This is a genomic window from Schaedlerella arabinosiphila, from assembly GCF_003885045.1.
GTDB classification, from domain to species: Bacteria; Bacillota; Clostridia; order Lachnospirales; family Lachnospiraceae; genus Schaedlerella; species Schaedlerella arabinosiphila.
Genome location: NZ_RHJS01000002.1, coordinates 5,623,008 through 5,649,577, shown reverse-complemented (window position 1 = coordinate 5,649,577; position 26,570 = coordinate 5,623,008). Strand labels below are relative to the sequence as shown.

Sequence of the window (26,570 nt, the reverse complement as noted above, 5' to 3'; positions counted from 1 at the left end):
TTTTATTGCAACTTTAAAAATCCATTCTTGAAATCAAGTCAATGACTCTGCTGCAATATCCCCATTCATTGTCATACCAAGTTATCAACTTTAATTTATTTCCCTCTACCGTAACCCATCGTTTCTCAACAATGGATGAAAAACTTGATTTTCTACAATCAATCGATATGATATCTTCCGTATTCAGGGATACAACCTGGCTAACGATTTGATTTAACAACTCTATAATCTCACTCTTTGATGATTCCTTGGATAAAGCAACTGACATGTCGGCAGATATATCTCCTGCTCTAAAAATCGCCAGCTTTTTCATGAATACCTCCACAATATTATTCTATTTCCTTGCTATTTCATCCAAAAAATCTTTCACGGAAAAAAAATTATTTTCTATATATACTCCATTAGATTTTAGCTTTAAACTTTGTCTCATCAGTTTTTCAATCCCATGCACTATCCATTTTCTTTTATTATCCAGCTCTCCCTTCTCAAAATCAATATCTGCAATAGAATAATCATATGGAAGAAAAATGGTAAATTTCCTTCTCGGCCAGCCATATGCAACTACTGTATATGCTAATTCTTCTCCCCATCTTCTATAAAAGTCATCTTTCCTGCATAAAAGATTAAAGTCCGCTTTCAACTGTATCCTGTGAGCTATATTCCTTTCCCAATCAATTTTAATTATACAGCTCTCCTTTTGAGACGTGATATATAAACTATCATTATAAAAGCAAAATTCTCCAAGCAAATCACCAAAAAGGCTATCGCTAGTACTCTCATCACTGCATATAACATCCTCAGTATGCCCTGTCGTCGTATTCCACCTCATAACTCTGCTCCCAATATTCTTGCCAGTATAATTCTTTATCAAAAAAATATAATCTGTATTGGGTACAAAGAAAGCTGCCTTTATTCCATTGTTTTCTGAATCCAATCTTTTTAATTTAAACAACTTCCAATGATCTATATCTAACTTATATACATTATTATCTATCTCGGAAAAAAGGAGAATAGAATCTCCAAATTCAATTATCGATGAAAAAAAGGGACGTTGCTCGTCTATTCCGAATATTTCACCAAAACAATCATGGTATACGATTTTTTTAGTCTTTAAATCCATGCTTATAATATGATCCGTCTGTCCACTCAGATATATGATCATATCATTCACAATAATCCAAAATTTTATAAATGAACCTTCTCCTTTTGTATACCTCTTCGGAATATCCTCATATGACCACAATCCTGTATTCAAATTGTAGAACGCCCATTTTCTTGCGCCAGATGGTGCAAAAAACAATTCGTTATCAATTCTGATTGGAGGATGATATATTCCGCCTTCATTTTGAGTTTCTTCAAACGAACATAAATATCTCGCTTGAGCTCTTTCAAAATCGATAGTATACACAGCATTTAATGTTGTAGATATTCCATAGTTAAAATCAGTTATATAATGATATTCTCTTGGCAAATGCTCTTTATACATTTTTTTTAACGATTCGTACCATTCAGGAAAAATGTTCTTTAATTCTCCTATAGGCACTAATCTCGTACCCATATATATAACATCAGACTTGAAAATTTCATTTTGAACCATTTTAAATTATCCTGACCTTTTCTATCCCGTTTAAAATTCGTATTATGTAAAATCCACACTCCATTTACATTCAAATACTTTTCCACATTTCATACTTATATAATCTAAGTTATTTAGTTAAAACTACACTGCCATATACATCCGTAACCGGAACATAATTAATTCCTTCTTCCTCACAGAATCTATCCACCGCTCTTCCAGCCGGCATAGCATTTCGTCCGGCAGTCTCCTGATGATGTAAACAGTCATGTATAATAATATAGCCGTGTTTTTGCAGCTTCGGCCAAAAGAATCTAAGCCCTGAGTATGTGGACTCATACAAATCCATATCCAGACTGACGAAAGCCCACTCCTCATTTTCCAAACCCGCTGTCGTATCCGGAAATACTCCTTTTTTTATGATGCAATGCTCCGGATATTTCATCTTGTTCATAACAAGCTCAGCAGATGTATCCTTAAATGTATCGATAAAGGAGTCAGAAACATTTCCATTCTCTTTGGACATTACATCCTTATTAAAGGAATCAAAAGTATCAAATAAGTATAATTTTCGTTCTGGAAACATCTCGTTTATATATTTTGCCGTATCGCCTTTATATACCCCTGCTTCCGCAATGCTGCCATCAAGCCCCATATTTCGGATTCTTGCTGAAATCAGCTCGATTGTCGACAATCTCACATAATCGTCATTTATCTGCATTTGAAAATCCTCAATATATCTTTTTCTTCTGAGCATCAATTCTCTGCATATAACATAATCAAATATTTCACAGTCCGTAAGTTCTACGAGTGCCTCATGTGATGGCGAAGCATTTCTTGTATACAGCGATGACATGTAGAAATGCCTATAATCAAATTCGAAATCATTGTTAGAAGCATTGATTATTTTCTCATTTGGTATTTCCAATTTTTGTAAAGTCTGTCTCATTTCACATTGATATAAATCACTACAGATAAGCACATAATCAAAGCTTATATCCTTAAGAGACTGGGGAGACAGTATATCACCTCCCCAAGACACCGGAATATCCCACCACAATCCTTTTTTCGGCGGGTCATATCTCCCCCTTTTATTCTTATCGACAATTGCAATCACCTGACATTTTCCTGGATTGAGCATCTTTATAATATTTTTTGACACCGCTCCTGCTCCGTATAGTACAATTTTCTTCATTCTTCGACCTTCCTCTCATTGTTCTAAATCTCTTGAAGTTATTTATCTACATTCCAATATCCATTGTCGTAATTCCTCATACTCGACAACTTTTGCTTTGCAATATTCTAAATCTTTTTTTATTGAACTAACGGCCAATGCACTTGAAGGCAATATTAACACCAAATCGTCTTTTGAAAGAGAATTTGGATCTGGTTTTTTTATCAACTTATCATCTCCGTTTTGATCCCATAATTCTGTCGGAAATATGACTGTATCCATTAGCATTCCTATCACAATACCGGCATTTTTTCCTTTGGCCCCGTAGCCTATTATACGATTGTATTTTTCATTACCAACATGTAGTCCTATCTTCTCTTGGTTCACCGTTCCCACACAGATCTCACATATTCTTTTATAAAATAATCTATATATTTCATCTGTCCTGGATTTGTCAATTATAAAACTCATGAAAATATCATCGTTATATATTTCTTGGAGATTATGCTTAATCATATTTTTGTATGGACTTAATTCTATATCATCTAATAATCCTCTTCTTGCAAACATCCATTTTGTAAATATCTTCAAAAAACTCTTAGTATAGCGCATAGCAGTGTCATAGTCATACCATCTGAAAAAACGTAATTTCAAATCTTTATACACGTACCATAACGACATAAGCCACTCTGTCGGAGCTTTCGAATATGATGTCCTCCCTGGAGAATAGCTTTGAAAATGATAGACTTCATCACTAAAATAAACTCTCTCGCACAATGTAAGCATTTTATATGTCATAGCTGTATCAAGTCTAAAATAGCATCCTCTAATTTCATCATTCATATCTATCAAGTCATCGAAATACTGCTCTGTGACTTTCATATCCCATAATTTCCCCCACCATGTTCCTGACAATCTTCCGATAGCAAATTCTTCCATAATATGATTTTGCGAAAAAGCATGGCATAAAGGATCACTATGATAAAACCAGAATTTATCCTTTCCATCAAATGATATGTCTTTTTTCATGAGATCAAATTCACTATCCGCAGCTATAGCCATTGTCCGTACTGCAACCATGTCCGTCTTATTTTTTTCCCCTACTTTTACAGCGTATTCAAGAAAACCTTCGCTATAATAGTCGTCCCCATCCAACTGGCACCAATATTTTCCATAGAGATTATTTCTTATTGTTTTTATAAATTCTAAATCTGTCCATACATAGTTACTGGCTAATCTGATAACTTTAACTCTTACATCCATTTGCTCATATTCTTTGGCAATTTCATATGAGCGGTCAGTCGCTCCATTAATAATAATTACAAAAACAAAATTTCTATACGTCTGCCTAAGGATGCTTTCAAAGCTTCTTCGGAGCAAATATTCTTCCGTGTTATAAATTATAGAAGTAATTGTAACAAGAGGAGATGTGATGACTGATTTTTCATAATCTATATCCTTGGATGCCTCTTTCAAATGATAACCATAATCCACAGGAACACTTTCTCTTTTATAAAAGGGTAAAATTGTTCTGTCTTTTGCAACACCTATTTCCTTTAAAAACTCAACAATACTGGCATGTATATTTGGAGAAACCACAATATATTCACCTCTATATTGTTTCCTTAAATTTTCAGGTGAAATAACAGTTTTCCCTTTAAAATATGTATTACTTTCCGCCTTCACGTCTACATAAAACTGTATTTTCACTCCCATTGCGTTTAAGCATTTAGAAAAATATGAGCCATTTCCACCAATACCGTATACTATACATTTATCTATGTTTAACATGGATACTGCCTGACATAGTTTTTCCAAATCCGGCTCATAGATATCATAAATCACATTTCTTTTCATATTTACCTCTCTTTTTATGCGTACAGCCATCAATTTAAAATAAAGTAGGAAACTGCAGAAAATAACCTACACAGTTGCTAAAACCTCAGTTCCCGTATATCCTGCAGAATCTTCCCATACGGTCTGTCCTTTCCAAACAAAAGAGTCGTCCCGAGGACAAACCCCTGCACTCCCTTAGGTGCAAACTCCAGAATCTTATCGGCGCTGCAGGCTCCGTCCCAATAGATCTCAAAATCCATATCTTCTTTCATGGAAAGCAGCTTTGTGATCTTCTCCCCTACATAGGAAAGATACATCTGTCCGGCGTTTCCCGGGTTCACGGACATCACAAGGACTTTCTTCACTATACGGAGCATCTCCATAACCGTCTCGACAGAAGTTCCCGGATTGATGGCAATCCCTGGTATCATCCCAGAGTTGATGATCACCTGCAATGTGGTTGACGGATGGTATTCCGCTTCTGGATGAATATATACGGTATCTCCTTTCCGGAGGTTTTTCAAAAATAACTTGATATTATTGATAGGATGTTCTATCATCAGATGCACGTCCAACGGCTTATCCGTAGCGCCGGCTATATAACGCAGATCATTTAATGACATTGCAAAGTTCGGGACATAACGACCATCCATGATGTCTATATGGAAGGAGTCGATCCCTCCCTCGTCCAGATTTTTTACTTCCCTCTCCAGATTTCCATAATTGGCGCACATCATAGAGGCTGTAAGTTCAAAATGTCTCTTCTGTAAATTCTCCATGTACATTTTCCTACCGTTCCTTCATTTTTGAATCCCCATCGGGCGGTTTTGCAGCAGGATGCCGCTTTGCTTATTTCTTACATCGCGCTATATATGGTACTGTTGCTCCTGCACTCCTCAAAAAGGGCAGTATAACACTCCGCTGCTTCTTCGTTTGCTTTCTTCATCTTTTCGTCAATCCACCCCTCATGAAACCAATGGACAGAATATGTATGTACTGTGCTGTTCAGCATTCCGGACATATAATCATAAGGCTGAAAGTAATCATAGGCATAAATATTCATTCCACAGATATTCTGAGTCGTACCGTCAACAACATACCCTGCGTCCAGAGCAACCCGGGTGTCATAAAATCCGCAGGTATTTTTATTTATCCGGCCGTTCTTATCAATAAAATCTATCGTTTTTCTCGCATCAAGAAACCGTCTGATCATTGGGTTTCCTTTTACTGCCCCGCTTAAGCCCCCGAAGTTAACCGTCTGCCATTTTTCAACTCCGCAAAACGCCTCCTGGTATCTGAGCTCCTCAATACTTCTCTTGATTTCCACATCCGTGTCCAGATAAAACCCTCCGTGATGGTATAGGATATCAAGCCTTGCATAATCCGGCACGAAACCATACGCTCCGGCTTCATATGCCTGCTTCATATAAGAATTTTCAGTAATATCATAGTTATCTTCATTCCATTCGATAATCTCATAGTCAGGACAGAACCGTCTCCAACTGTCAAGGCATTTTTGCAATTCTCCGGGAACAGGCTTTCTTCCAAGCCACATATAATGAATTTTTTTCGGTATGACGGGTTTTTCTAAAAGTTTCGGTTCTCCCTTGGATGGACTTGAACAAAAATTATAGATACACAGCATCGGCGTGATATAGCACTCCATTTCTTCAGTACACCGCATTCCCTGAAGCTGTTCGATCACGTCCGGAAACCTGCTGATATTCAATAGGATCACTGTATTTTTCTTACACTTTTCTAAGAAAGACGGTGAATTAACAGAAACTGATCTGCCGAAAAGTTCAATCCTGCTCCCCCATTTGGCTTTATCATTGTCCAGATAACATCTGATGAATGGCAGAAGACCATATTTTAATAAAATCTGCGGCATTGTCACTTGCCCGAGCACACCCGCTCCAAACATGATAATCTCATGATGTCCCTCTCTGATCTTTTTATTTAATTCCTCAAATGAGCAGCACTGTAATTTCATTTATCCACTTCCTTGCTTTTCAGTACGGCTGCCGGGTAAATACGTTGTATCCTACCTTTTTACAACCAGTGTCAGACAATCTATCTCCGGTTCAACCCAATCGACAATTCGCTGATCTTCTATTTCAAATCCGGCGCGATACGCCAGATAAGCAAAAATGTTTTTACTCATAAAACTTCTTGATTCAGCCGCATTGTCATAAGAAGCCTTATAATCTGAATCATTATTGGAATGATGGAAGAGCGCTTTCCCTCCCGGCCTGAGTATTCTGTATGTTTCTTTCAGGTAATTTGATATATCCAACAGTTCAAAATGCACCATGGAATCATAGGTGAACAGCGATGTATAATACTCACTGGGAAGCGCAGACAGATCACATCCGTTGTTAACAACATAGGAAATCTTATCCGTATCCGAAAATCTCATCCTGCATAGGTCTATGTTTTTTTCAAGGATATCAACCAATGTAATATGGCCTGCAGAATTTATATAACGCGGCACATGTCTTCCTCTTCCACACGCCAGTTCGACTGTATTCTGCAAATCTAATTTGTCAAAAAGCCCGCGGCAAATGCCCCCGGCACTCCAAAAGAAATCAAGCGCGCCCTCGCTTTCTGCAATCTCGAAGTATTGATCCATCGTGTCTATATGCGATATGGCACAAATCTCTCGTTCATAATCAATCCTTGGCATCAGATGCAGCTCGTCCACAAGCAATTTGTCCAGCCCTGCGTAAAATTCCTTTTTGTCGTTTTTCAACCGGCTCACGACCTCTTCCGCCTTCTCTTTACGAGCGGCAACGATGAACGGAATCCCCATAGATACCGCCTCTTGATAAGAAACTACCGGTATGGCATCTATATTTCTTATGAGCAAAGCATCACGGTCGCAAAAACATCGTATTCGATTGTCCAGGTTATATCGTCGCAAAAGCTGAAGATATGCCCGTCCTTTATTTCCTGCCCCATATATGATAAACATCCTGTCTTCCATCACAGTTTCCCTTCACTCAGGTATGCTTTTATCTGCCCTTCGGTAACGCCTGTCATATCTCCATCCTCAGAAAATGCTTTATACCAGTGCACCGTTTCTTTAATAGCCCGCTTTACATCCCATACAGGCCTCCATCCAAGCCTTGACTTTGCCTTTGACGTATCCAGTCTCAGCAGATTTGCCTCATGCGGTCCCTGGGTTTCGATTGCCTCCCACCTTGCCGCTTCTCCCCAGAAGCCGCAAAAAAGATTACATACCTCGGATGTCTTGATGCAGTCTGAATATTCCGGACCCACATTATAATTTCCGGCAAGAGAACCGTCATCCATCTGCATCTTTGCAGCTAAGAGGTAAAAACTCACCGCTTCGAGAACATGCTGATATGGTCTTACTGAGTCCGGATTCCTCACCGCAATCCCCTTGCCGGACACCGTATCCCTGTAGCAATCAGGAATAATACGAAAGCCGCTGAAATCTCCGCCCCCTATCACATTACCTGCCCTGCAGGCCGATACTGCAACGTCCCTTCCCGTAAAGAAGGATCTGACGTAAGAGGCTGTTACAAGCTCACTGCATGATTTACTGTTTGAATATGGATCAAAGCCATCCAGACGGTCCGTCTCCCTGTAGGGGAACTCCCACTCATTATTCCGATATACTTTATCCGTCGTAACGTTTATAAACGACCTTACAGAATCTGATTTTCGGACGCATTCGCAAATATTGACCGTCCCCATAACATTGACATCGTATGTATACCTTGGATCTCTGTAGGAATCAATTACTATGGGTTGTGCCGCAAGATGAAATACGATCTCCGGCTTTTCCTCATGAAAAATATTTTGCACCTGTTCAAAATCACGGATATCAACGATGTACTCATGAATATTGCTTTCCTGATGCAAGATCTCGTAAAGACTCGGATCTGTCGCCGGGCGAAGCGAAATACCGGCCACATCTGCGCCAAGGAGCAGGAGCATCTGTGTCATCCAGCTCCCTTTGAATCCGGTATTCCCCGTAATCAGAACTTTTTTGTTTCTATAAAAATTCTTCATATCACTTACACTCTTATCGATGAATCATCATTGATCAACGGCTTCCTTGATTATTTTTGACATATATTCCAGCTTTTCATCTGTCATTCCGGGATATACGCCTACCCAAAAAGAATCTCTCATAATACGATCTGTGTTCGTCAGATCTCCGGCAACGCGGTAGCCTGTTCCCTTTTCCCCCATCCCATCAAAACAGGGATGCCTGATCAGATTCCCCGCAAAAAGCATTCTGGTCTGTATTCCATGTCCCTCTATATAGGAAATCACTTTCCGCCTGTCCATACCGTCGCGGCATGTCATGAGAAACCCAAACCAGCTCGGCTCAGAGCCGGGACATTTTTCCGGGAAAATGAGCTTGTCTCCTATATCCGAAAGACTCGTATAAAGTTTTTTGAAATTTTCCTTTCTCTTCTCTGTAAATCCTGGAAGCTTTTTCAGCTGCGCCGCGCCGATTGCCGCCTGCATATCAGTAGCTTTCAGGTTGTACCCAAAATGCGAGTATACATATTTATGGTCATACCCCTCCGGCAGTTCCCCATATTGACCGTCAAAGCGATGCCCGCAGCGGTTGTCTTCACCGGAATCACATACACAGTCTCTTCCCCAGTCCCGCATAGACCGGATAACCTTATGAAGAAGCGGGTTATTTGTATAAACAGCCCCTCCCTCTCCCATGGTCATATGGTGAGGCGGATAAAAGGATGATGTACCGATATCTCCGATTGTTCCGGTCAGCCTCTTTTCCCCGTTCATCTCATAAACAGAACCAAGTGCATCACAATTATCCTCTATCAGCCACAGATTATGCCTGTCGCAAAACTCCTTTACCGTTTTCAGATCGAATGGATTCCCCAGGGTATGCGCCGCCATCACGACCTTAGTTTTTTCCGACAGAGCTTCCTCCAGCATAGCCGCATCAAGGTTGTACTGCGGAATTGTAATATCTATGAACACGGGTATGACGCCATATTGAATGGCAGGAGATACCGTTGTCGGAAATCCCGCCGCAACCGTGATCATCTCATCCCCCGGCTTTAACCTTCTTTCTTTTAAAAGCGGTGATGTAAGAGCCATAAGGGCAAGCAGATTTGCAGATGATCCCGAATTTACCAACGAGCAGTATTTCACTCCAAGGTACTCTGCAAAATTCTTCTCAAACTCTTTCGTATACCGGCCTGATGTCAGCCAAAATTCCAGCGCCGAATCCACCAGATTACATAGCTCTTCTTCATCATAGACTCGTGATGCATAGGGAATATGGTCTCCCGGAGTATATGAATTGGTCTTTTGGTGGTATAAATGGGCGTATTCTTTTACTTGAGCCAGTATATTATCTTTAATTTTTTGCTCATTAAATGGTTTTTGCATCGTATTTCTCCTAAATGATAACTATTACTCTATAGTCTAAATCACTATAACTTCATATTGGATTTTTAATATTCATATTTATAGTAATTTGACATTCATATTTTCCAAGGCGCATTGCTATCCCAAAGTTTCTCAAGATACTCTCTGTCATGTATATTATCCATGGGCGACCAGAACCCGGTATGCTTATATGCCGCTATCTGCCCGTCCGCTACAAGACGCTCAAACGGCCCTCTTTCAAGCATTTCGTTTCCATCCCCAAGATAATCAAATAACTTTCTATTTGCTACCATAAAACCTATATTGACATAGGACTGGCTCCTTCTTGCCTTTTCCTTGAAGCTATCTACATTACCCTCTTGATCAATGCTGATTGCTCCGAACCTTCCCTCTGGACGGGTTGTAGATATCGTAAGGATTTTCCCGCGCTCCCGGTGAAATCCGATCAGCTCCGTCAGATTGATATCCGCTACGCCGTCACCGTATGTAATCATAAATTCCTCATCTTCACCGATATATTTTTTTATTTTTAAAATACGTCCGGCAGTCAGAGTCTCAAGCCCCGTATTGGCACATATCACCTTCCAGTTCTCAGTCTTCTCTTTATCCGTAATATCTTTTGTCTGTCCGTTCTCTTTAAGATGTGATAAGCTAAATTTCACAGATGCATGCTGTAATCCGTATCTGACAAAATATCTTTTAATGTATTCGCCCTTATATCCGCAGCACACAATGAAGTCATGAAATCCATAGCTGCTGTAGATTTTCATGATATGCCAGAGGATCGGATGTCCTCCGATCGTTACCAAAGGTTTGGGGCGCAGGGACGACTCTTCGCTTATCCTTGTCCCTTTTCCGCCTGCTAAAATCACAACTTTCATACAATCCCCATCCAAGGTGCTATCCCCTTATCCCACAATTTTTCCGCAGCCGCTTTATCTCTCAGTGTCTCTATTGTGTTGAAAAAACCTTCATGCCTATATACTGCCGTGGACGACTGGGACAGCATGTCCTCTATATCTCCCCCGCAGCATTCGCCGGCAAAAGCCTCTTTTCCCGCCATAAATACACCTGCGCTTGTCCACGCCTTGTCACTGCTCATCCATTCCGCTTCTTCCCTCATAAAATGCAAAGGCATCTTACGTCCGGACGGCCTTGCAACAGCAACCGTGATAGATTTTTCTTCTGTCCTGTGAACATCCTGCAGCCTTTCAAGCGAAATATCAGACAGACAGTCTCCGTAAGATATCAGAAACTCTTCCCCTGCTATATCCAACACTTTTTTTATACGCTCCACAGGCATGGTCTTTATACCTGTATCCACAACGGTAACAACCCAGTCCTCCGTATTTTTATCGAGAATCTTTACCGTATTGCTTCCTGTATCTACCTGGATGTCGGACTGATATATGTAGAAATCCAGAAAGTAATCCTTGATCGAATCTATCTTATAACCGCCGCATACGATAAATTCTTTTATCCCGCATAATGAAGCGTGCTTCATGATGTGCCACAGAAGCGGCCTCCCTCCTATGGAAAGCATGGGTTTCGGCATGCCTTCGGATTCTCCGCTGATCGTGCTTTTCTGGCCGCCTGCCAATATAATCATCTTCATATCATTTCACCTGATCTTACCCACTCCGCCACATTTAACACCGCCTGGTCAAATCCCACCCGGGCGGAATATCCTGTATCTTTTTGAATTGTCGATATGTCATACCAATCAAACGAAAAACGCAGACCGTCGTCAGGACGGCAGCCGATTTTAAGTTCTGTGTCCACACTCAGAACTTCCTTTGTCCTTTCCAGGTATTCTTTCATAAGCATAGGACTGCCGCTCCCGATATAGTATTCCTGCTTTGTTAAAGCGCTTTCCCCAAGGAGCCTCAAGCCATACGCAATATCTTCCACTGCCGTAATGTCATACGGCTCCATTGCAGGTCCAAATTCCGGCGGCTCGCCCTTTAAAAGCCCGTTTATGGTATAGGTCATCACCTGTTCTCTTTTGATATATCTTCCTATCGGCTGGAATATTGTTGCCCAGACAAATTCTATATCAAGTTTCCTCGCAAGCTTCAGGCACATATAATGGGAACTTTGCTTTGATAACAGATAAAAGTCAGCTTTCCTGTGCCCTGATTCTAAGACTACCTGGGGGACCAGATTCTCATATACCGTCCCCAGCGCTACAAACCTCCTGCACCCCACACGTTTTGCCGCTTTTAATGCAGCAACCGTCCGCGCGATATTCTTTGCCTGCAGCTCTTCATCATCCCGTCCGGCTCCGGTGGCTCCATCCCAGGCCAGATGATAAAATGTATCTGCGGGCGCCCCCGAAAACGAATCGTAACCATCCATGCCGCACCACACGATATCGATATCCTTTTCCAGTCTCCCTGTATTCAGGCTGTCGTGCCTGGCCAGTCCCGTTACGCTGATATTATTTCTTTTCAGTTCCCCGCAGAGATGTGTTCCTATAAAACCGGTTGCTCCGGTTACTATGGCTGATCTCATCTGTCTGTCACCTCTATTTCAGTGCGGCAATCTCATTCGTGAGCCCCATTTCCCGAATCTGTCTTTCGATAGAGTCATGGTACGGAATCGAAAGGATCAGGATCGTTCCGTCTCCGACGCTTTCCGGAGGCCCGACCGTATATCTCCTGCCGTTGATATTGAAAACCAATCCCTGGCGGCCCGGATTTCTGTCTATAAGAGCCGTCACATTGCATCCCTGAAAGGACTCGATCAGTATCGCAGTAGACGCTCCAATCCCCCATAGGATCAGTTTTTTTCCTGATCGCCTTAACGGATCAAGAAAACGTTCCAGCGTCTTCTGACTTTTTTCTAAATATCTGAGCATCGCCTTTTCCGGCTCATCCGAATAAGCCAGCGCCTGTTTTGCTCCTTTTCTCAATACGGCATATATGGATGGATAATTGCTCACCTTTTTGTAATAGCGCCCCTTGTCCAGAATCTCATATCCATACTCGCCTGCAAGATTCTCCATGTCATTCATGGACATATGTAAAACATGCTCATATGTAAGAAAATTAAAAGGAGAAGCCGCTTCACCGGCATAGCCTTCTGCATCAGGAACCTCGATGAACAGATACCCCTCATCCTTCAGGACTCTGGAAATATTTTTCATGGTGCTGTCTACGTCCAGTATGTGTTCCAATGAATGGTTCAGAATCACCATGTCGAAGCTGTCATCTGCAGCCTCTCCCATGTCCGTACTGTCTGTCAGCAGAGTCTTTACCCCGAGTTTTTTTGCATTTGAGATGCATGTCTCATTGGAATCCAGAACCGTAACATCCCTATATCCCGACGCACTCATATATCCTGCAAATTCTCCCCACGCTCCTGCGATGTCAAGGATTTTGCTGTCTGTGTTTATGTACGGTCTCATCAATTCATGCAAATGCTCATAGTAATCATCCGTATCTTCCTGTCCAAACATGTCATAATATTTCGGGGCAGCAGCGCCATACATATAATAAGATAAGAAATCTTTCTGCGAAGCCTTCGTATCCATATATAAAAGACCGCATTTTTTACATGCTGCAATAAAGCTGGGTGTCTCCGGAAAGTCCGCCCCCATGATCTTCATATTGTCGCAGAGCCTGTACAGAATCTTTTTTTCATTACTTTTGCAAATCGGGCAGCTCAATGTAGTTTTCCTCCATTCCAGTATCTGCTGTATATGTTCTCAAGTCTCCTGTCATACTCCGGATTGATGCGCTGTCTCACCTTGTCAGCAAGCAGCCAGGAAACCGTTTCTTCCATGCCTTCTGAAAAACTGATCTTCTGTTCCCATCCCGGTACGGCAGACTTGATCTTCGCATCATCAAAGATATAATGCCACATATGCTGCCGGTTCACGATGACACTGTAAAAATCCGTTATCCTGACCGCCTCGTCACGCGGTATGTGAATGATATTCTCTGCATCAAGCCCCAACGCTGTAAGGATCGTCCCTGCCATCTCATTCCATGTGATAAGCTGCTCTGCGGCTATATGATAATCTTCTCCTATCGCCTCTTGATTCCCGATCAAGCCCACAAAAGCTTTTGCAAAATCTTTGGAATGCATCGGTGCAGCAAGATTTTCCCCATCCCCAGGCATCAAAAACGGATAGCCCGTGATCCACCTCTTGGGAGCCGTAAAGCAGTTCTGTCCTACCGGCGCCTGAATGATCGTATCGTAGGTATATCCAGGTCTTACGATGGTTGAAGGGAATCCATCCGTCCTGTATGCCTGCCTGAAAACCTTTTCCATCTTAATCTTTCCGGCTATATAGGAATCCTCTACCTCCTCGTCATATTGCGGCGTATCTTCACGAAACGGCAGATATCTGCTCTCTCGTTTGTAAACAGCCTCCGAGGAAATAACGATATACTGATTTGTTTTCCCCTGAAAGACCTCTATCGCCTGCCTTGCCTGGGTATCGTTAAAACAGATAAAATCACATACCACATCGAAGTGCATACCGGAAAGCGCTTTAACTGCAGCCTCCTCATTACGGATGTCTGTAATAATTTCATGTACCTCTGGCTGAACCTCTCTTCTGGTCGCCCTTGTCATTCCGCGGTTGAGCTCATAGACTTCATCTCCGCGCCTAATGGCCTCCTCTGCGCACCACCAGCTGATATTCCCGTTTCCGCCTATCAATAAAACTTTCATTACTTACCCGTCATCCTTTCAAGGAGCATTTCCCTGTATTCGTCTATATTGTCAACCGCTGCAGATTCAATCTCCATACAGTCCTTACACAAAAGGACTTCCCGGCGTCTGCAGTTCAGATGCGCCAGCCTGATATCCTGATATTCCTTGCTGTTCCATATATCCACGACACTCTGTTTTCTGGCGTCTCCTATAATCCCCTTATAGTTCCAGTCCACAATGCAATGCGACACAGTACCGTTGGCATTTACCGTAAGTATATAAAAGATCCTGGGACAGACTACATACTCCTTATAGCCTTCGCCATGGTATACGTTTACCTGCTCCGTAGTATTTTCAAACCCGGGCCAGCAGTTCGCAATGTGCTCCATAGCTATCTCGTCACAGATATCGCCGAACAGGCTGTAAAATTTCTGTTCCGCATCCTTGTCAATATGATCTGCCATTGTCTTTATAAAAATGCGGCAGTTTCCTCTATGTTCATACAGATCTCTTATGTTGTCGATAAATTTGCCATAGTCCAGCTCCACGCCGCTTATTTCCTTGTATCCCTCGGCATCAAGAGCCTCCACGGAAATATTGATCCTGGATAATCCCGCATCCACCAGCTTCCTGTTTAATTCCGGATGGAGCAGTGTTCCGTTGGTGGTGAAATCTATTGTTTCAAATTTGCCGGATTTGTGCGCATATTCGATCATCTCCGGCAGCCGCTTATTTACAAGAGGCTCCCCTTCCTTATACAGGCGCAAGACCTTGACCTTTTCCGGAAATCCCTGACAGTCGTCAATGATTTTTTTATACAGGTCAAAATCCATAACCCCTATGCTGCCGCGTTTCTCCTCCGTCCAGAGATCCTTGTGGGCGCCTCCGCATGGACAAAATTTACAGCTCAGATTGCACGCGCTTGACGGGTCCAGATAAAGTATAAACGGCGTACTTAATGGAATAACCGTTTGAAGTTCTGTCCTGTTCTTATGGTATCTGGTTCCTATTTTTGCTTTCATATAAACGCCTCCTGTGATTCTTTCATAATCCTTGCCAAATTCTTCAGTCTCTTGTCCTCGGGGTAATATCTGCTGAACTGTTCTACGGAGCCTTTTGACCGTCCCTTATATATCCCCTCAAATCCGCCGGCGCTTAAAACTGCTTCCTTCCAATCTGAATTTTCTTTACTGTATTCAGATAATTCTTCCAATCTCTCAGCATCTTCTCTGCTGCAGCCGGACAGAAACCACCTCAACGCATCCTCTCCAACAACTGTTTTAAAATCATGCGTCTTTTTGGGATTATTCATGACTGTATTGATCACGGCGTCGAATCGGAATCGGTTTCTTTCAGAATCATATTTTTCAATCATATCCTCTCTTGCCTTCCGCCCCAAGGCCTTTCTAAGTTCCATATTTTCTGACAGTTCTTGTATCTTTTGTGCAAATGTATTTTGATCTGAAGCAAAGAGTCCGTTTTCTCCGTCTTCAATAATGGTTCTCTCAACGGCCCCGTCGCTCGCCACAACAGGAAGTCCGCTTGCCATAGCCTCAAGCAGGGCATTTTCTGTGGTAGCAAAATTGAAAGGGTTCAGCAGATATATGAAAATATCCCATGAGGGCAGCAGTTCCTGTATATCCGTCCGAAATCCGAGAAACTGCACGTATTCTGATATTCCCATCTTCTCCACATCATCTGACAGCGCCTGTGACAAGTCTCCTGCGATCTCAAATCTGATATTTTTATCGCATTCTACGGCCGCCTTAAGCCAACTGGCAAAATCAGGATGGAGTTTGGCATAATCCAGCGAACCGACATATCCGATCCTTATTTTATGCGTTATATTATAGCGCTGCTTTGCCGGAAAGCCCTGCGGCTGAAAATCTCCCATTCCATATACCAGATCTGAGTGTTCCTGTATGCCTGCCCTATCTGCATCCTTCCAATCAGGATTATGGAAAGACGCTTCTGACGTAAACATGCAGGCATCAAAGCCTGCTGCAAATTCCGGCTTCAGCACAGGATAATTGAGCCCATTTACATGGCTCCACAAAACGATCCTGGCAGGAATTTCTGAGATCTCCGTCAGAGCTTTGTACGTGAGGGGATGGTGCCACCAATTCACTACCACCACGTTCGCTTCTGACACTTCCCTTTTTATCTGTTCTTTTTCGGTACAGATCAGAACCTCTATTCCACTCTGCCGGCACCTTATGATATGATCTGATTTCTCCGGCCTGTCCAAAAGAATGATTCTGTGTTTATTCTCCCTATCTGATATGGCCATCCCCGAAATCGCTTTTCCTGCGCCCGCCCCCATATGTGCGGCTATATGAAGTATCTTCATCAGCTATCCCTGTCTCCTATCATCGGCCATTTGCTGTCCTTTTCGGAAATGACCGCTGGATGCACCGGCCACTCGATCGAAAACGCCGGGTCATTCCATCTGTATCCTCTCTCGGACATCGGGTCATATGCCGAAGTCATAAAGTAGATCAGCTGTGAGTTATCTTTCAGTGACACAAACCCATGCGCACATCCTTTCGGTATATAAAAAGCCTGGCCGTTTTCCTCAGAAAGGACGGCTGAACAATACTTTAAATATGTAGGCGAGTCCTTCCTTAAATCCAGACAGACATCGTAAACCTCACCATCCACACAGCATACAAGTTTTTCTTCTGCCGAAGGTTCAGCCTGCATATGCATTCCCCGCAGCGTTCCCTTTCTGTAATTCTTTGAGGCGGAAATCTGTACAAATCTTCCATTCAATCCGTTTGCCTTAAATTCTTCAATATCGGCAAGTCTCGAAAAACATCCTCTATCGTCCCAGGGTATATTACGCTTAATGAGACAGCAGCCGTCTACAGGCATTTTCTCAAACGTCATTTTGCATCTCTCCTTTCGGACATAGCATATACTTTTTCATAGAATTCCTGCTCCGCATCTGTTAAAAAATCTAACTCATATACGTCATATGAAGCGATATCCTTATTCTTATCCATGCTGATCCCCTCTATATTTATCACAAACAGGCCTGTTTAAAAAATCTGCAACCCTTTTATTGTCCATATCCTCTTTCCTGAAATCCGATAAACTGTATTCCTCTCTCGGCAAGCTGAATAACCACATCAGCGCCGATTCCTCAAATACCTGCGCAGCCTCATATTCCACATTGTTTTTCCGTAAATGTTCAAATGACCAGACGATAGATGAAAGCCACTTCGAACTGTGGTTGTCGGAATGCTCGCTGCTTCCCGGCCTCCAGGTACGGATATGCAATAAGTCATCGCACAGAGAAACCCGGTCACAGGCAAGAGCCATATAGGTCATCCAGGATATATCAAGACAGAAATTGCAGTCTCTGTCATACTCTGTTTCGTAGGTCAGCATCAGATCTATAAGCTGCTTAAACAGGCCCGATTTATACAGCTTACCCCACACAGGGACAAACAGGATGCGGAGCATGAAACAGCGTTCCTTCTCTTCTCCCTTAATGCAGATATCCCTTCCTAAATAATGTGTAAAATAGCTGTATCTAAAGCCCTTATGCGCATATGTCAGCGTATTGACCTGAACCATGTCTGAACCGTCAGCACGGGAAATCTTTATGGTCTTCTCTAAAAAATCCAGCTCATAGTAGTCGTCAGAATCCACCATAGCTACATAGTCTGTGCTTATGCTGTCTTTCAGTTTTGTAAGCAGTCCCTTTTCCGTCCACGGAACATTCTTCTCAAGACGGATATATGTAATTCTTGCGTCTGCTTCCGCATATTGCCTGATCGTATCTGCCGAATCATCTGTCGAGCCGTTATCAATTATTAGATAAGTAAAGTTCTCAAAGCTCTGGTTCAAAACACTTTCTATGGTTCTGCACAGCATTCCCTTCGGCGTGTTGTACAGGATTGTAAAAATAGTCGCCACCGGAGCATCGTCCGCCTGTTTTTCTCTGTTTCTCTTACTAGCTTTCAAAAAGTATTTCGGATCATAAACATCCTCAAGAATCCTTATCTCTTTATCTACTCTTCTGAATGGATTTATGATATTGTTTTCATTGATGCCGTTCTCGGTCAGATACTGTATCACCGGAGCCTGATTATCAGGAGAAACAATGACCTGAATATCATCCGCCCGGCTCAAAAATGTATCCGGCGAAATAACCTTTTTACCGAGAACGGTAAATTCCCTGCTGTCTGCCTGCCGGTCCACAAAATATTCAATATCCCTGCCTAAAACTTTTAGATACCTGCAGATGATCTCTCCATTCACTCCGCAGCCATAGACGCATAGCTTAGCACTGTCATCATATGCTAAGTTTTGAAGAAATGAAAAGTCCTTGCCATATGCAGTTATTTTTGTGCTGCACATCTCCTTATATTTCCCCTTCCTTACATACCTTTTTGCACTGCGAACAGATCTCTACGTTCTGTATCATGACCGGTTTTTTCATTTTCCGGCATAGTTCCACCAGGCTGCTGCCATCCCCATAGTACCCATCGCTCAATATGATCGCCCGGTTCAGATCCGCCGTGTCGTCATAAATCCCCCACCCGTCTCCTATATAACGGTCGCGAACTCTCTTATATTCTTCCAGCAGCTGCGGCCGCATACTGTTCAATGTGCTTTCCAGCAATGGATGTGGTCTCCAAAGCAGCGCCGCGTCATTTCTATTCTCATAAAAAATCCGAAATACATCTTCCATCTTCCGCAGCGCTTTTTCATTATTCTGCAGCAATGCCGTGACCGATGTATTGTATAAGATAATTTTTTTCCATGTACCGTCCGGCTTTTCGATAACCCCTTTCCATTCCTCCGGGATTTCTATTTGTTCTTTTCTTGTATTTAAAATTTTCTCAAACTTCGGCGATCCGCTTCCGTCAATCTTATTCTCCCAATATCTTCTGATATCCTTTTCATTCCTGCGGCTCTGGCTTTTTAGCGTCTCTTCCGTCAGAACATTGACATAAACCTGCCGCATCGCTTCAGACTGTACGATCACCTTGTCCGCATTGATCACACCGGGCGTGGTGCAGAAATGTTTTATGCCCTCTACCGCTTCTCGATTATCGGGAGAGATTTCCCCCAATATAAAGTAAGGAATGTAGACAAGTTTATCTGTAAATTGTTTTAAATTTTTAGAATAGAAAAATGGATGCACGCTGGTTACAAAATTGCAGTCATCATAAGGATTATGTATATAGATCACATCCGGACGGCGGTTTTTAAAATCATATTCGTCATATCTTGTAATAGAGACATATTCCGGATACAGTCCGCCCTCATAATGCTCCTCTCGTAAGCTACCGTCCGGATTTTTGTCAAAATATGGAATCGGAATCACATACGCGTCTGTATTCTCGTCTGAATCCGCCGCCTTCCACACACTCTCCAGTGAATCCCACATGGACGCCTTATATGGAAGAAATACGACTTCCAAGCGCACAGGAATATCATTTCGGACGCTGTTTATTATCTGTATAAGGGCCTTCTGCAGGAGTTTATAGTCCCGTCCCGCGTCTGAGGATCTATCCGACCCGTTTTTTTCATGCAGCTGGTAGAGCAGTTCGCAATAATCCTCTAATAAATGGACTGTGGCAAAGCCCTCCCCTTCTGACTCCTCAATCATATTTCCGAGTTCGATGGCTCCTTCCTGGCATTGCTCCAGCAATTTCATAGCCGCCGCCTGTTTTTTTCCTTCCATGGCTTTTTTTATCTCTTTGTGCGCCTCGCCAAGTAATTCTGCAAATTCCATGGCCTGCTTTTTTTGAGCACTTCTCATGACAATCTCCACCGACTCATCGTTATTTTTAATAAGGCACATTTTGTCACCCTCACGGGTGATGCCGGCAGGATCTTTCCGACCTGCCTGCTTCGCTCCCGGTACTTCTCATGCGCGGAGGTTCCGCGTCTTGAGTTCCCATAGGTCCTGGCCTACCCAATACCCGGCTCCCGCAGGAACCGGCTTCTAATGCCGTCTTTGTTTTTTCTATCAATAGAGTCCTCCCGCGTTCCTATTCCCGTCTCCGGTTTTGGTCAAACGTATCCTCAGATGCGTTCATCCACGGAATTTTTCTTAATGAACTTCTTTTTAAGGGATCATTCTCCATACTCCCTTTCCTTTCGCATGTCACGTCCCCTTTTCAGGACATTCTTTGCGGTGTTCTGCCTTTCCGGCATCTCTGCCCCGCAGGACGGGCAGCGGAACATATCATTTTCTTTCACCCCGTCCGCTCCGCAGCGGCTGCATTGGACGCTGATTCCTTTGCCGAAGACTTCAACCAGTTCGATGGACCGTTCCCGGCATTTTTGAAGCAGCCTGCTTTTTACAAAGCCTTTCTGCCACATATTGACGGTAGCGTTCACCTTCCGGTTGAAACCTGCCTTTGACTTTGGCGGCAGCTTCGGGAAATAGACCGTCCCCGGCTTTTCTGTGTCCAGCATCCGGTTGATCTCACCGTTCACATAATTGTGCATCGTCTCTTCCAGTCTTACCTTGCCTGCATTGTATTTTTTCATGCCGGGGTTGTTTTTTGCGTTCCTCTGGTGACGGGGCAGCCTTTTCTGCACATAGTCTGTAAGTGCGGACTGGTATTTCAAATATTTTTCTCCGTAAGTCCTGCCCTGATCTGTCACAAACATACATTTAAGCCCTACCGCGAGCCCCATCTCCCCGCTGTATCCCGCAGGATGCCTCTGCTTTACCTCTATGGGCACATTCAGCGTAATCCCTCTTTCCTCAGGATAAAGGCGAACGTAAATCTGGCAGTTATACTGATTGTTGTCTGTCAGCGGGATAAAAAGCCTCCTGCGGCTTTCTTTCATGGAAAGGTAGATTCCGTGATCTGCATACCGGTATCCCTTTGGGGAAGCCGGAAAACCATACGCCGCGTCGGTATGGGGCTTGTTCAGACAGCGGCGCACCTGCCTCCGCAGGTACTGGTCCAGCCGGTGGGTATCCACACCTTTCCGGACATCTGCATATTTTTCTTTCCAGACGCCCGCAAGTTCCGGCTCCCCTCCCGCCAGCACTGACTCGAAACATTGGCTCTGCTTCATGATAAACCGCAGATAATGCCTGTCTTCTGCCGACAGGTTCGGATTGTTCCTGATGTTCTGTCCCACCCGGCTTTTCGTGCGTGCCCACTGGCTCTTAATATCCCCCAGTGCATCAAAAATAGAAAGATAAAAATACACGGACGGAAGCCCCAGCTTTTCCCGCAGCCCACTTTTTGTCATCTCATTCTGAACGGTATAGCCCGGATGGATCTTCGGGAGACTGCGAATCCCGCTATAGCGGTCATAAACATAATTTTTGACCTCCCGGCAGTCTCTGGCGATTTCCTGCAGACGTTCTATATCGGCGGCAGAAATCGGAATCTGGTTGTATTGATAAACGGTCTTATATATTGAATCTTTATGCCCTTTCATACTGATTCGGCCCTTCCATTCCGGATAAGCCCGGCCAGACGCCGGCTGCTTTCGTATACTCCGCTGATCTGCCCACCGCGGCATTCACGGCTTATTTTAATCTCAATATGGCCCCCGAAGGTTACGCTATGGTTTTTTCGCAGATTACCTCAATCTGCGAAAAATGGCGTCCTTCTTTCTAAAATACAATATTTATGATCGTTTCTGACCCAGATATTGACCATAAATAGCTGCTAATGAGTTCATATGTTGCCGTTTGGTTTCAATGCTAGGGTGCACGTAACGATTCAGGGTGATCTTTACATCTGAGTGTCCCAATATCTCACTTAAGCTTTTGATATCCGCTCCGCTGTTGATACAGTTTGTTGCAAAAGTATGCCGCAGGCTGTGGAAATTTTTATGACCTATGTCTGCAATCTGCAGATATTTTTGAAATTTATTTTGATACGTTCTTGGATCCAGCGGCTTATTTCTATGCAGCATATATTTTCCCTCACCTTTGTAATATGGAAGGATCAGCTTAACCAATTCGTCCGATAAAGGAATTTCACGCTTAGAATATACGCTTTTGGGTTCTCCTTCCAAAAGAACTGTCCGGGTTTTCTTTCCGTCCATAGTAATCCTCTGCACCGTAGAGTTCACATACAGCAGTTTCCTTTCCAGATCAATGTCCTGCCATTTTAAAGCGCAGATCTCACCGAGACGGAGACCGGTGGAAATGCAGATCACAATCCCCAGCTTAAAAACGTCCATTCCGTCATACAGATGGTGCAGCAGCCGGGTCTGTTCTGTCTGGCTCAATATCTCGACCGGCTTATTTCCTGTTTTCGGCCGCTGATTTGAATATTTGATTTTTTCTGTGTGATAGTTCAATGCCGCATAGGACAGAATCTGGTTCATGACACAGGAAATACTTTTCTGCAGGCTGTCCGACAGCGCCTCATTGTTATCATCCTGAAATATCTGTGACAAAATGTCCTCATTAATCCTCGCCAGTACCAGATTTTCCATTTTTTTCTTAATATGTTTCTGGTAAATGAAACGGTATTTGATAAAAGTAGCATGCTTTTTCGTGTTTTCAACTGTGGCAAGCCATTCGTCCGCCACCAAATAAAAAAGGACGTTTCCTGCACATTTCTGTCTTTTTGACATAGATTGTGTATCCATTTTTGCCGCAGATAATTTTTCTTTTACTTCGCTGTAGCTTTTGGCATATATGGAACGGACTACATTCTTTTGGGAATGCGGCTCAAATGCAGAATACCTCCCCTCCCAGCGTCCATCTTTCCTCTTCCTGATATTTTCTCCGCGCCTTGACATATTAACGTTCCTCCTGACCACTTTTTTGACCCATAATAAAATAGATTCAGGGAAAAAGAACGTTTCTCATAAAATTTTATCTTTCATATCTGTATTCTATGGTATTCTGGGGCCGGGACTGCCGGAAGGAAAACCATGGAAATGGCGCAGAAACAGGAATATCTGGTTGACAAATCGAAATGACTCCATTATAATTACGTTTGTAAATTGGGTTGAAAATAGATTTTACGTTTGAAGATCAATACTTTTGTTTATGGAGAAATTCGCAGATTGAGGTAATCTGTGAAAATAATGAAATGGATAGAATGATCCATAAATATGACGAGGCTGCCGCACTACAATTTCGTGCGCAGTCTCTTTTTCGTACAAAAGTTTGAACTGGACATTAAAATCATGATATCATCAGATGCCCTAGTCTGCCATTTAAGCGCTTTTTAATTTAGGAGTATTAAAATACAGCTTATTCATCAGACATCGAGCAGGTGTTTATAGGAACGCGCCTATTCTGATCCGAGTGCATCCCCTTCTTGCCACGCCACTGTTTTTAAGGTATGATTATCTGGATACATTTTTTCAAACATGCAATTACTGAAAGCGTAATAAAGCCCTTTGTGTTTGCCCATGTTTTCAGCAGTTACAAAAACCAAATGATTGGAGAACCAGATTGCGTACAAGAAAAGAAATCCGAAAAAATTTAAAGGCACGCGCCAAAAAAATATTAAAAAAGCACTACTGGCTGTTTTTACTGCTTTGCATCGTCTCGTCCATACTCGGAGGCGGTTCCGTCCTGACGTCGTCCGGCATGAATGACCCGGAGGCAGATGCCTCCCTGACAACCGCCACCTCCTACAGCGCCGTCATCACCTCTTTCCTGGAATTTATGGTGGAGATCACGGAGGACAGTGTGGAAAGCCAGGAGCAGAAGATCCGAGAAACTGAAGCGCGGTATGTGGAGGATTCGCTGATCAATCCCCGCGCCGTCCTGGGGCGGAGCCGGGGCGTATTGGCTTCGGTCGTCAATAAGGTTTCCTCGGGCGCATACCTGATGACCCTGGTGCTGGGCATCCGATCTCTGGCCGGAACGGACAGCGGCACGGTCATCATTTTGCTGGTCGGCGCTTTGGCCCTGATGTTCCTGCTGGAAATCTTTGTGGTCGGCGTCTATCGAACCGTGATGCTGCGGATGTTTCTGGAAGGGCGCTGTTATGAAAAGGTTCCGGCGCAGAGACTGTGGTTCCTGCTGCGGGTCAAAAAATGGTGCCATGTGGGAATCGCCCGTTTTGTGACCGGCATCCTGTCGCTTTTGTGGGGGCTGACCCTGGTCGGCGGCATCATCAAAGCTTATTCCTATTATCTGGTTCCCTATATCCTGGCGGAAAATCCTGGAATCAAAACCATGGATGCGATCACCCTGTCCAGGAAACTGATGAACGGGCATAAATGGGAATGCTTTGTGCTTGAGCTCTCCTTCTTTGGATGGGATCTGCTGGGAGTCCTTACTCTGGGGCTTTCCAATATCTTTTTCACCGCCCCGTACAAAGCCGCGGTGCTGGCGGAATATTACGCGGAGCTCCGCCGCCTGGGCCGGGAACGAGAAACGGAACATATTGACCTGCTGAACGATACATATTTATTTGAAAATGCGGATCCTCTGATGCTGGAATTTACATATTCCGATGTGTATGAAGAGTACGGCAGAAAATTACCGGATACCGCGCAGTTAAAAGGCATCCAGCGGATTTTGGCGGAGGTATTCGGCGTGACCGTCCGCCGAAGCCAGGCAATCGAGACGCTGGAAACAGAGCAGAGCCTCCGGTTCCAGCTCGAATACGATAAGAAGGCATCGGAAAGCCTGGTTTATCCGACCAGGCTGTACCCGATCCCGGAACACAAAAAACGGAAATGGATTGCAAGCCAGAATTACCTCCGGTATTATTCCGTCTGGTCCGTGATCCTGATCTTCTTTACACTGTCCTTTGCCGGGTGGGTGTGGGAAGTAAGCCTTCACCTGATCACAGACGGCGAATTTGCCAACCGCGGGGTTATGCACGGGCCCTGGCTGCCGATCTATGGATGCGGAAGCGTGATGATCCTGCTGCTGTTAAATAAATTCCGCAGAAAACCGGCGGTGGAATTTGTACTTGCTATGCTTCTCTGCGGATGCGTGGAGTATTTCACTTCCCTTTTCCTGGAATCCCTACACGGCGGCACCAGATGGTGGGATTATACCGGGTATTTCCTGAACCTGCAGGGCCGGATCTGTGCGGAGGGTCTGCTCACCTTCGGCATCGGCGGCATGGCAATCGTGTATGTGCTGGTTCCCTTTCTCGACGGACTATTCCGAAAGCTGCCGGTCAGGGCTTTGATTATAACGGCGTGCATATTGTCGGCGGCCTTCGCGGTGGATCAGGTGTATTCTCTGAAATATCCCAATGAAGGGAAGGGGATCACGGATTTTCAGGAGGTTACCGTAAGCGGAACAGCCGTCAATATTTTTGATTTTTAATTATATTGCAATCCTAATTGGATGCAGCTTTTTCGTACATGTAAGTGCAGAGCGTTTGCGCGATTGGCGGTCGGGCAGCGCTCTGCTTCTTCCGTTCATTATCGGCTTTGAATTTTCAGCTCGCTTTTGAGTGCCGCCGTCAATATTGCAGAAAAATTCACTCCTGCTTTTTCAGCTTCAAAATTCAGCCATGATGGTATTGTGCAGTTTTTCTTGACTGCCCTCATATCGTTCTTTCTGCGGTACTCTCCAAAATCCACATCAACAAGCGTCACAATATCTGCCGGAGAATCAGCCCTTACCTCTGATACTGCTGTTGGCTCTGGCAGGGATTCCCCATCGTCTTCCATATCAATGCCGACCACCCCTATTGCGTCCCTTGCCATTTCAATAGCTTCTGTAAGTGTATCCCCCTCTGTATTTATATTGAAATCAGGAACATATACTACATAACCAACCTTATCTGGCATTAAAATAATCGGATAAGAATTTTTCATAGAAAACACCTCCTAAAATTCTGCGGTAGTGTCAAGTTAACTACCATATTTTTTTTAACAAACCTTATTATTTCAAGGGTTTCACCACTTTTTCAAAGAAAAAAGCAATGACCTCCCTTTTTTGTGTCAATACTATTACCATCCCACAAACACTGAAAG

General features: G+C 43.4%; 23 protein-coding genes. 1 reads left to right on the top strand and 22 read right to left on the bottom strand.

Annotation, left to right across the window (positions count from 1 at the left end; genetic code table 11):
• Positions 1-13: 13 nt before the first annotated feature.
• The 21 genes from EBB54_RS26555 to EBB54_RS26455 all read right to left on the bottom strand — a co-directional run bounded on the left by EBB54_RS26555 (position 14) and on the right by EBB54_RS26455 (position 23,408).
• On the bottom strand, positions 14-313 hold the full coding sequence (locus EBB54_RS26555) for a glyceraldehyde-3-phosphate dehydrogenase (protein WP_125129679.1): 300 nt from the start codon (positions 311-313) through the stop codon (positions 14-16).
• A 21-nt stretch (positions 314-334) separates the two neighbouring features.
• Positions 335-1,597 carry a hypothetical protein gene (locus EBB54_RS26550; protein WP_125129678.1) on the bottom strand — a complete coding sequence of 421 codons (1,263 nt, stop codon included), beginning with the start codon at positions 1,595-1,597 and terminating at the stop codon, positions 335-337.
• 109 nt (positions 1,598-1,706) lie between these two features.
• Complete coding sequence (locus EBB54_RS26545; protein WP_125129677.1) at positions 1,707-2,771, bottom strand: TylF/MycF/NovP-related O-methyltransferase; 1,065 nt, start codon at positions 2,769-2,771, stop codon at positions 1,707-1,709.
• Positions 2,772-2,813: 42 nt separating this feature from the next.
• On the bottom strand, positions 2,814-4,607 hold the full coding sequence (locus EBB54_RS26540) for a glycosyltransferase family 2 protein (protein ID WP_162307211.1): 1,794 nt from the start codon (positions 4,605-4,607) through the stop codon (positions 2,814-2,816).
• A gap of 77 nt (positions 4,608-4,684) precedes the next feature.
• A complete protein-coding gene (locus tag EBB54_RS26535; RefSeq protein WP_125129675.1) occupies positions 4,685-5,365 on the bottom strand; it encodes a ribulose-phosphate 3-epimerase in 681 nt (226 codons plus the stop codon).
• A 77-nt stretch (positions 5,366-5,442) separates the two neighbouring features.
• Positions 5,443-6,579 (bottom strand): glycosyltransferase family 32 protein, encoded by a 1,137-nt coding sequence (locus tag EBB54_RS26530; RefSeq protein WP_125129674.1) that lies wholly within the window; start codon positions 6,577-6,579, stop codon positions 5,443-5,445.
• Positions 6,580-6,630: 51 nt separating this feature from the next.
• The gene (locus EBB54_RS26525) at positions 6,631-7,572 is read right to left on the bottom strand and encodes a class I SAM-dependent methyltransferase (RefSeq protein WP_125129673.1); all 942 of its coding nucleotides are present in this window, start codon (positions 7,570-7,572) and stop codon (positions 6,631-6,633) included.
• On the bottom strand, positions 7,572-8,627 hold the full coding sequence (rfbG, locus tag EBB54_RS26520; protein ID WP_125129672.1) for a CDP-glucose 4,6-dehydratase: 1,056 nt from the start codon (positions 8,625-8,627) through the stop codon (positions 7,572-7,574). Before rfbG ends, EBB54_RS26525 begins: the two co-directional genes overlap by 1 nt.
• Positions 8,628-8,654: 27 nt before the next feature.
• The gene (rfbH, locus tag EBB54_RS26515; RefSeq protein ID WP_125129671.1) at positions 8,655-9,995 is read right to left on the bottom strand and encodes a lipopolysaccharide biosynthesis protein RfbH; all 1,341 of its coding nucleotides are present in this window, start codon (positions 9,993-9,995) and stop codon (positions 8,655-8,657) included.
• Positions 9,996-10,090: 95 nt separating this feature from the next.
• On the bottom strand, positions 10,091-10,876 hold the full coding sequence (rfbF, locus tag EBB54_RS26510) for a glucose-1-phosphate cytidylyltransferase (RefSeq protein ID WP_125129670.1): 786 nt from the start codon (positions 10,874-10,876) through the stop codon (positions 10,091-10,093).
• Positions 10,873-11,610 (bottom strand): NTP transferase domain-containing protein, encoded by a 738-nt coding sequence (locus EBB54_RS26505; protein ID WP_125129669.1) that lies wholly within the window; start codon positions 11,608-11,610, stop codon positions 10,873-10,875. The genes rfbF and EBB54_RS26505 overlap by 4 nt, the downstream gene beginning before the upstream one ends.
• Positions 11,607-12,509 (bottom strand): NAD-dependent epimerase/dehydratase family protein, encoded by a 903-nt coding sequence (locus EBB54_RS26500; RefSeq protein WP_125129668.1) that lies wholly within the window; start codon positions 12,507-12,509, stop codon positions 11,607-11,609. Before EBB54_RS26500 ends, EBB54_RS26505 begins: the two co-directional genes overlap by 4 nt.
• Positions 12,510-12,522: 13 nt before the next feature.
• Positions 12,523-13,665 carry a class I SAM-dependent methyltransferase gene (locus EBB54_RS26495; protein WP_125129667.1) on the bottom strand — a complete coding sequence of 381 codons (1,143 nt, stop codon included), beginning with the start codon at positions 13,663-13,665 and terminating at the stop codon, positions 12,523-12,525.
• Positions 13,662-14,678: an NAD-dependent epimerase/dehydratase family protein gene (locus EBB54_RS26490; protein ID WP_125129666.1), complete on the bottom strand. Its 1,017-nt coding sequence runs from the start codon at positions 14,676-14,678 to the stop codon at positions 13,662-13,664. The genes EBB54_RS26495 and EBB54_RS26490 overlap by 4 nt, the downstream gene beginning before the upstream one ends.
• Complete coding sequence (locus EBB54_RS26485; RefSeq protein WP_125129665.1) at positions 14,678-15,682, bottom strand: radical SAM/SPASM domain-containing protein; 1,005 nt, start codon at positions 15,680-15,682, stop codon at positions 14,678-14,680. Before EBB54_RS26485 ends, EBB54_RS26490 begins: the two co-directional genes overlap by 1 nt.
• Complete coding sequence (locus EBB54_RS26480; RefSeq protein ID WP_125129664.1) at positions 15,679-17,010, bottom strand: glycosyltransferase family 4 protein; 1,332 nt, start codon at positions 17,008-17,010, stop codon at positions 15,679-15,681. Before EBB54_RS26480 ends, EBB54_RS26485 begins: the two co-directional genes overlap by 4 nt.
• Positions 17,010-17,549: a dTDP-4-dehydrorhamnose 3,5-epimerase gene (rfbC, locus tag EBB54_RS26475; protein WP_125129663.1), complete on the bottom strand. Its 540-nt coding sequence runs from the start codon at positions 17,547-17,549 to the stop codon at positions 17,010-17,012. Before rfbC ends, EBB54_RS26480 begins: the two co-directional genes overlap by 1 nt.
• 108 nt (positions 17,550-17,657) lie before the next feature.
• Positions 17,658-19,028 carry a glycosyltransferase family 2 protein gene (locus EBB54_RS26470; protein WP_125129662.1) on the bottom strand — a complete coding sequence of 457 codons (1,371 nt, stop codon included), beginning with the start codon at positions 19,026-19,028 and terminating at the stop codon, positions 17,658-17,660.
• Positions 19,029-19,032: 4 nt separating this feature from the next.
• Complete coding sequence (locus tag EBB54_RS26465; protein WP_125129661.1) at positions 19,033-20,481, bottom strand: hypothetical protein; 1,449 nt, start codon at positions 20,479-20,481, stop codon at positions 19,033-19,035.
• 275 nt (positions 20,482-20,756) lie between these two features.
• Positions 20,757-22,088 (bottom strand): zinc ribbon domain-containing protein, encoded by a 1,332-nt coding sequence (locus tag EBB54_RS26460; protein WP_125129660.1) that lies wholly within the window; start codon positions 22,086-22,088, stop codon positions 20,757-20,759.
• Between the two features lie 192 nt (positions 22,089-22,280).
• Complete coding sequence (locus EBB54_RS26455) at positions 22,281-23,408, bottom strand: tyrosine-type recombinase/integrase (RefSeq protein ID WP_016295568.1); 1,128 nt, start codon at positions 23,406-23,408, stop codon at positions 22,281-22,283.
• A 664-nt stretch (positions 23,409-24,072) separates the two neighbouring features.
• Between EBB54_RS26455 and EBB54_RS26450 the strand changes: the two genes are divergently transcribed.
• Positions 24,073-25,914 (top strand): DUF975 family protein, encoded by a 1,842-nt coding sequence (locus EBB54_RS26450; protein ID WP_125129659.1) that lies wholly within the window; start codon positions 24,073-24,075, stop codon positions 25,912-25,914.
• Between the two features lie 98 nt (positions 25,915-26,012).
• Here the strand turns inward: EBB54_RS26450 and EBB54_RS26445 are convergent, their stop codons facing one another.
• Entirely contained in the window at positions 26,013-26,411 is a 399-nt protein-coding gene (locus EBB54_RS26445; RefSeq protein WP_125129658.1) for a type II toxin-antitoxin system HicB family antitoxin, read from the bottom strand.
• Positions 26,412-26,570: the final 159 nt, after the last annotated feature.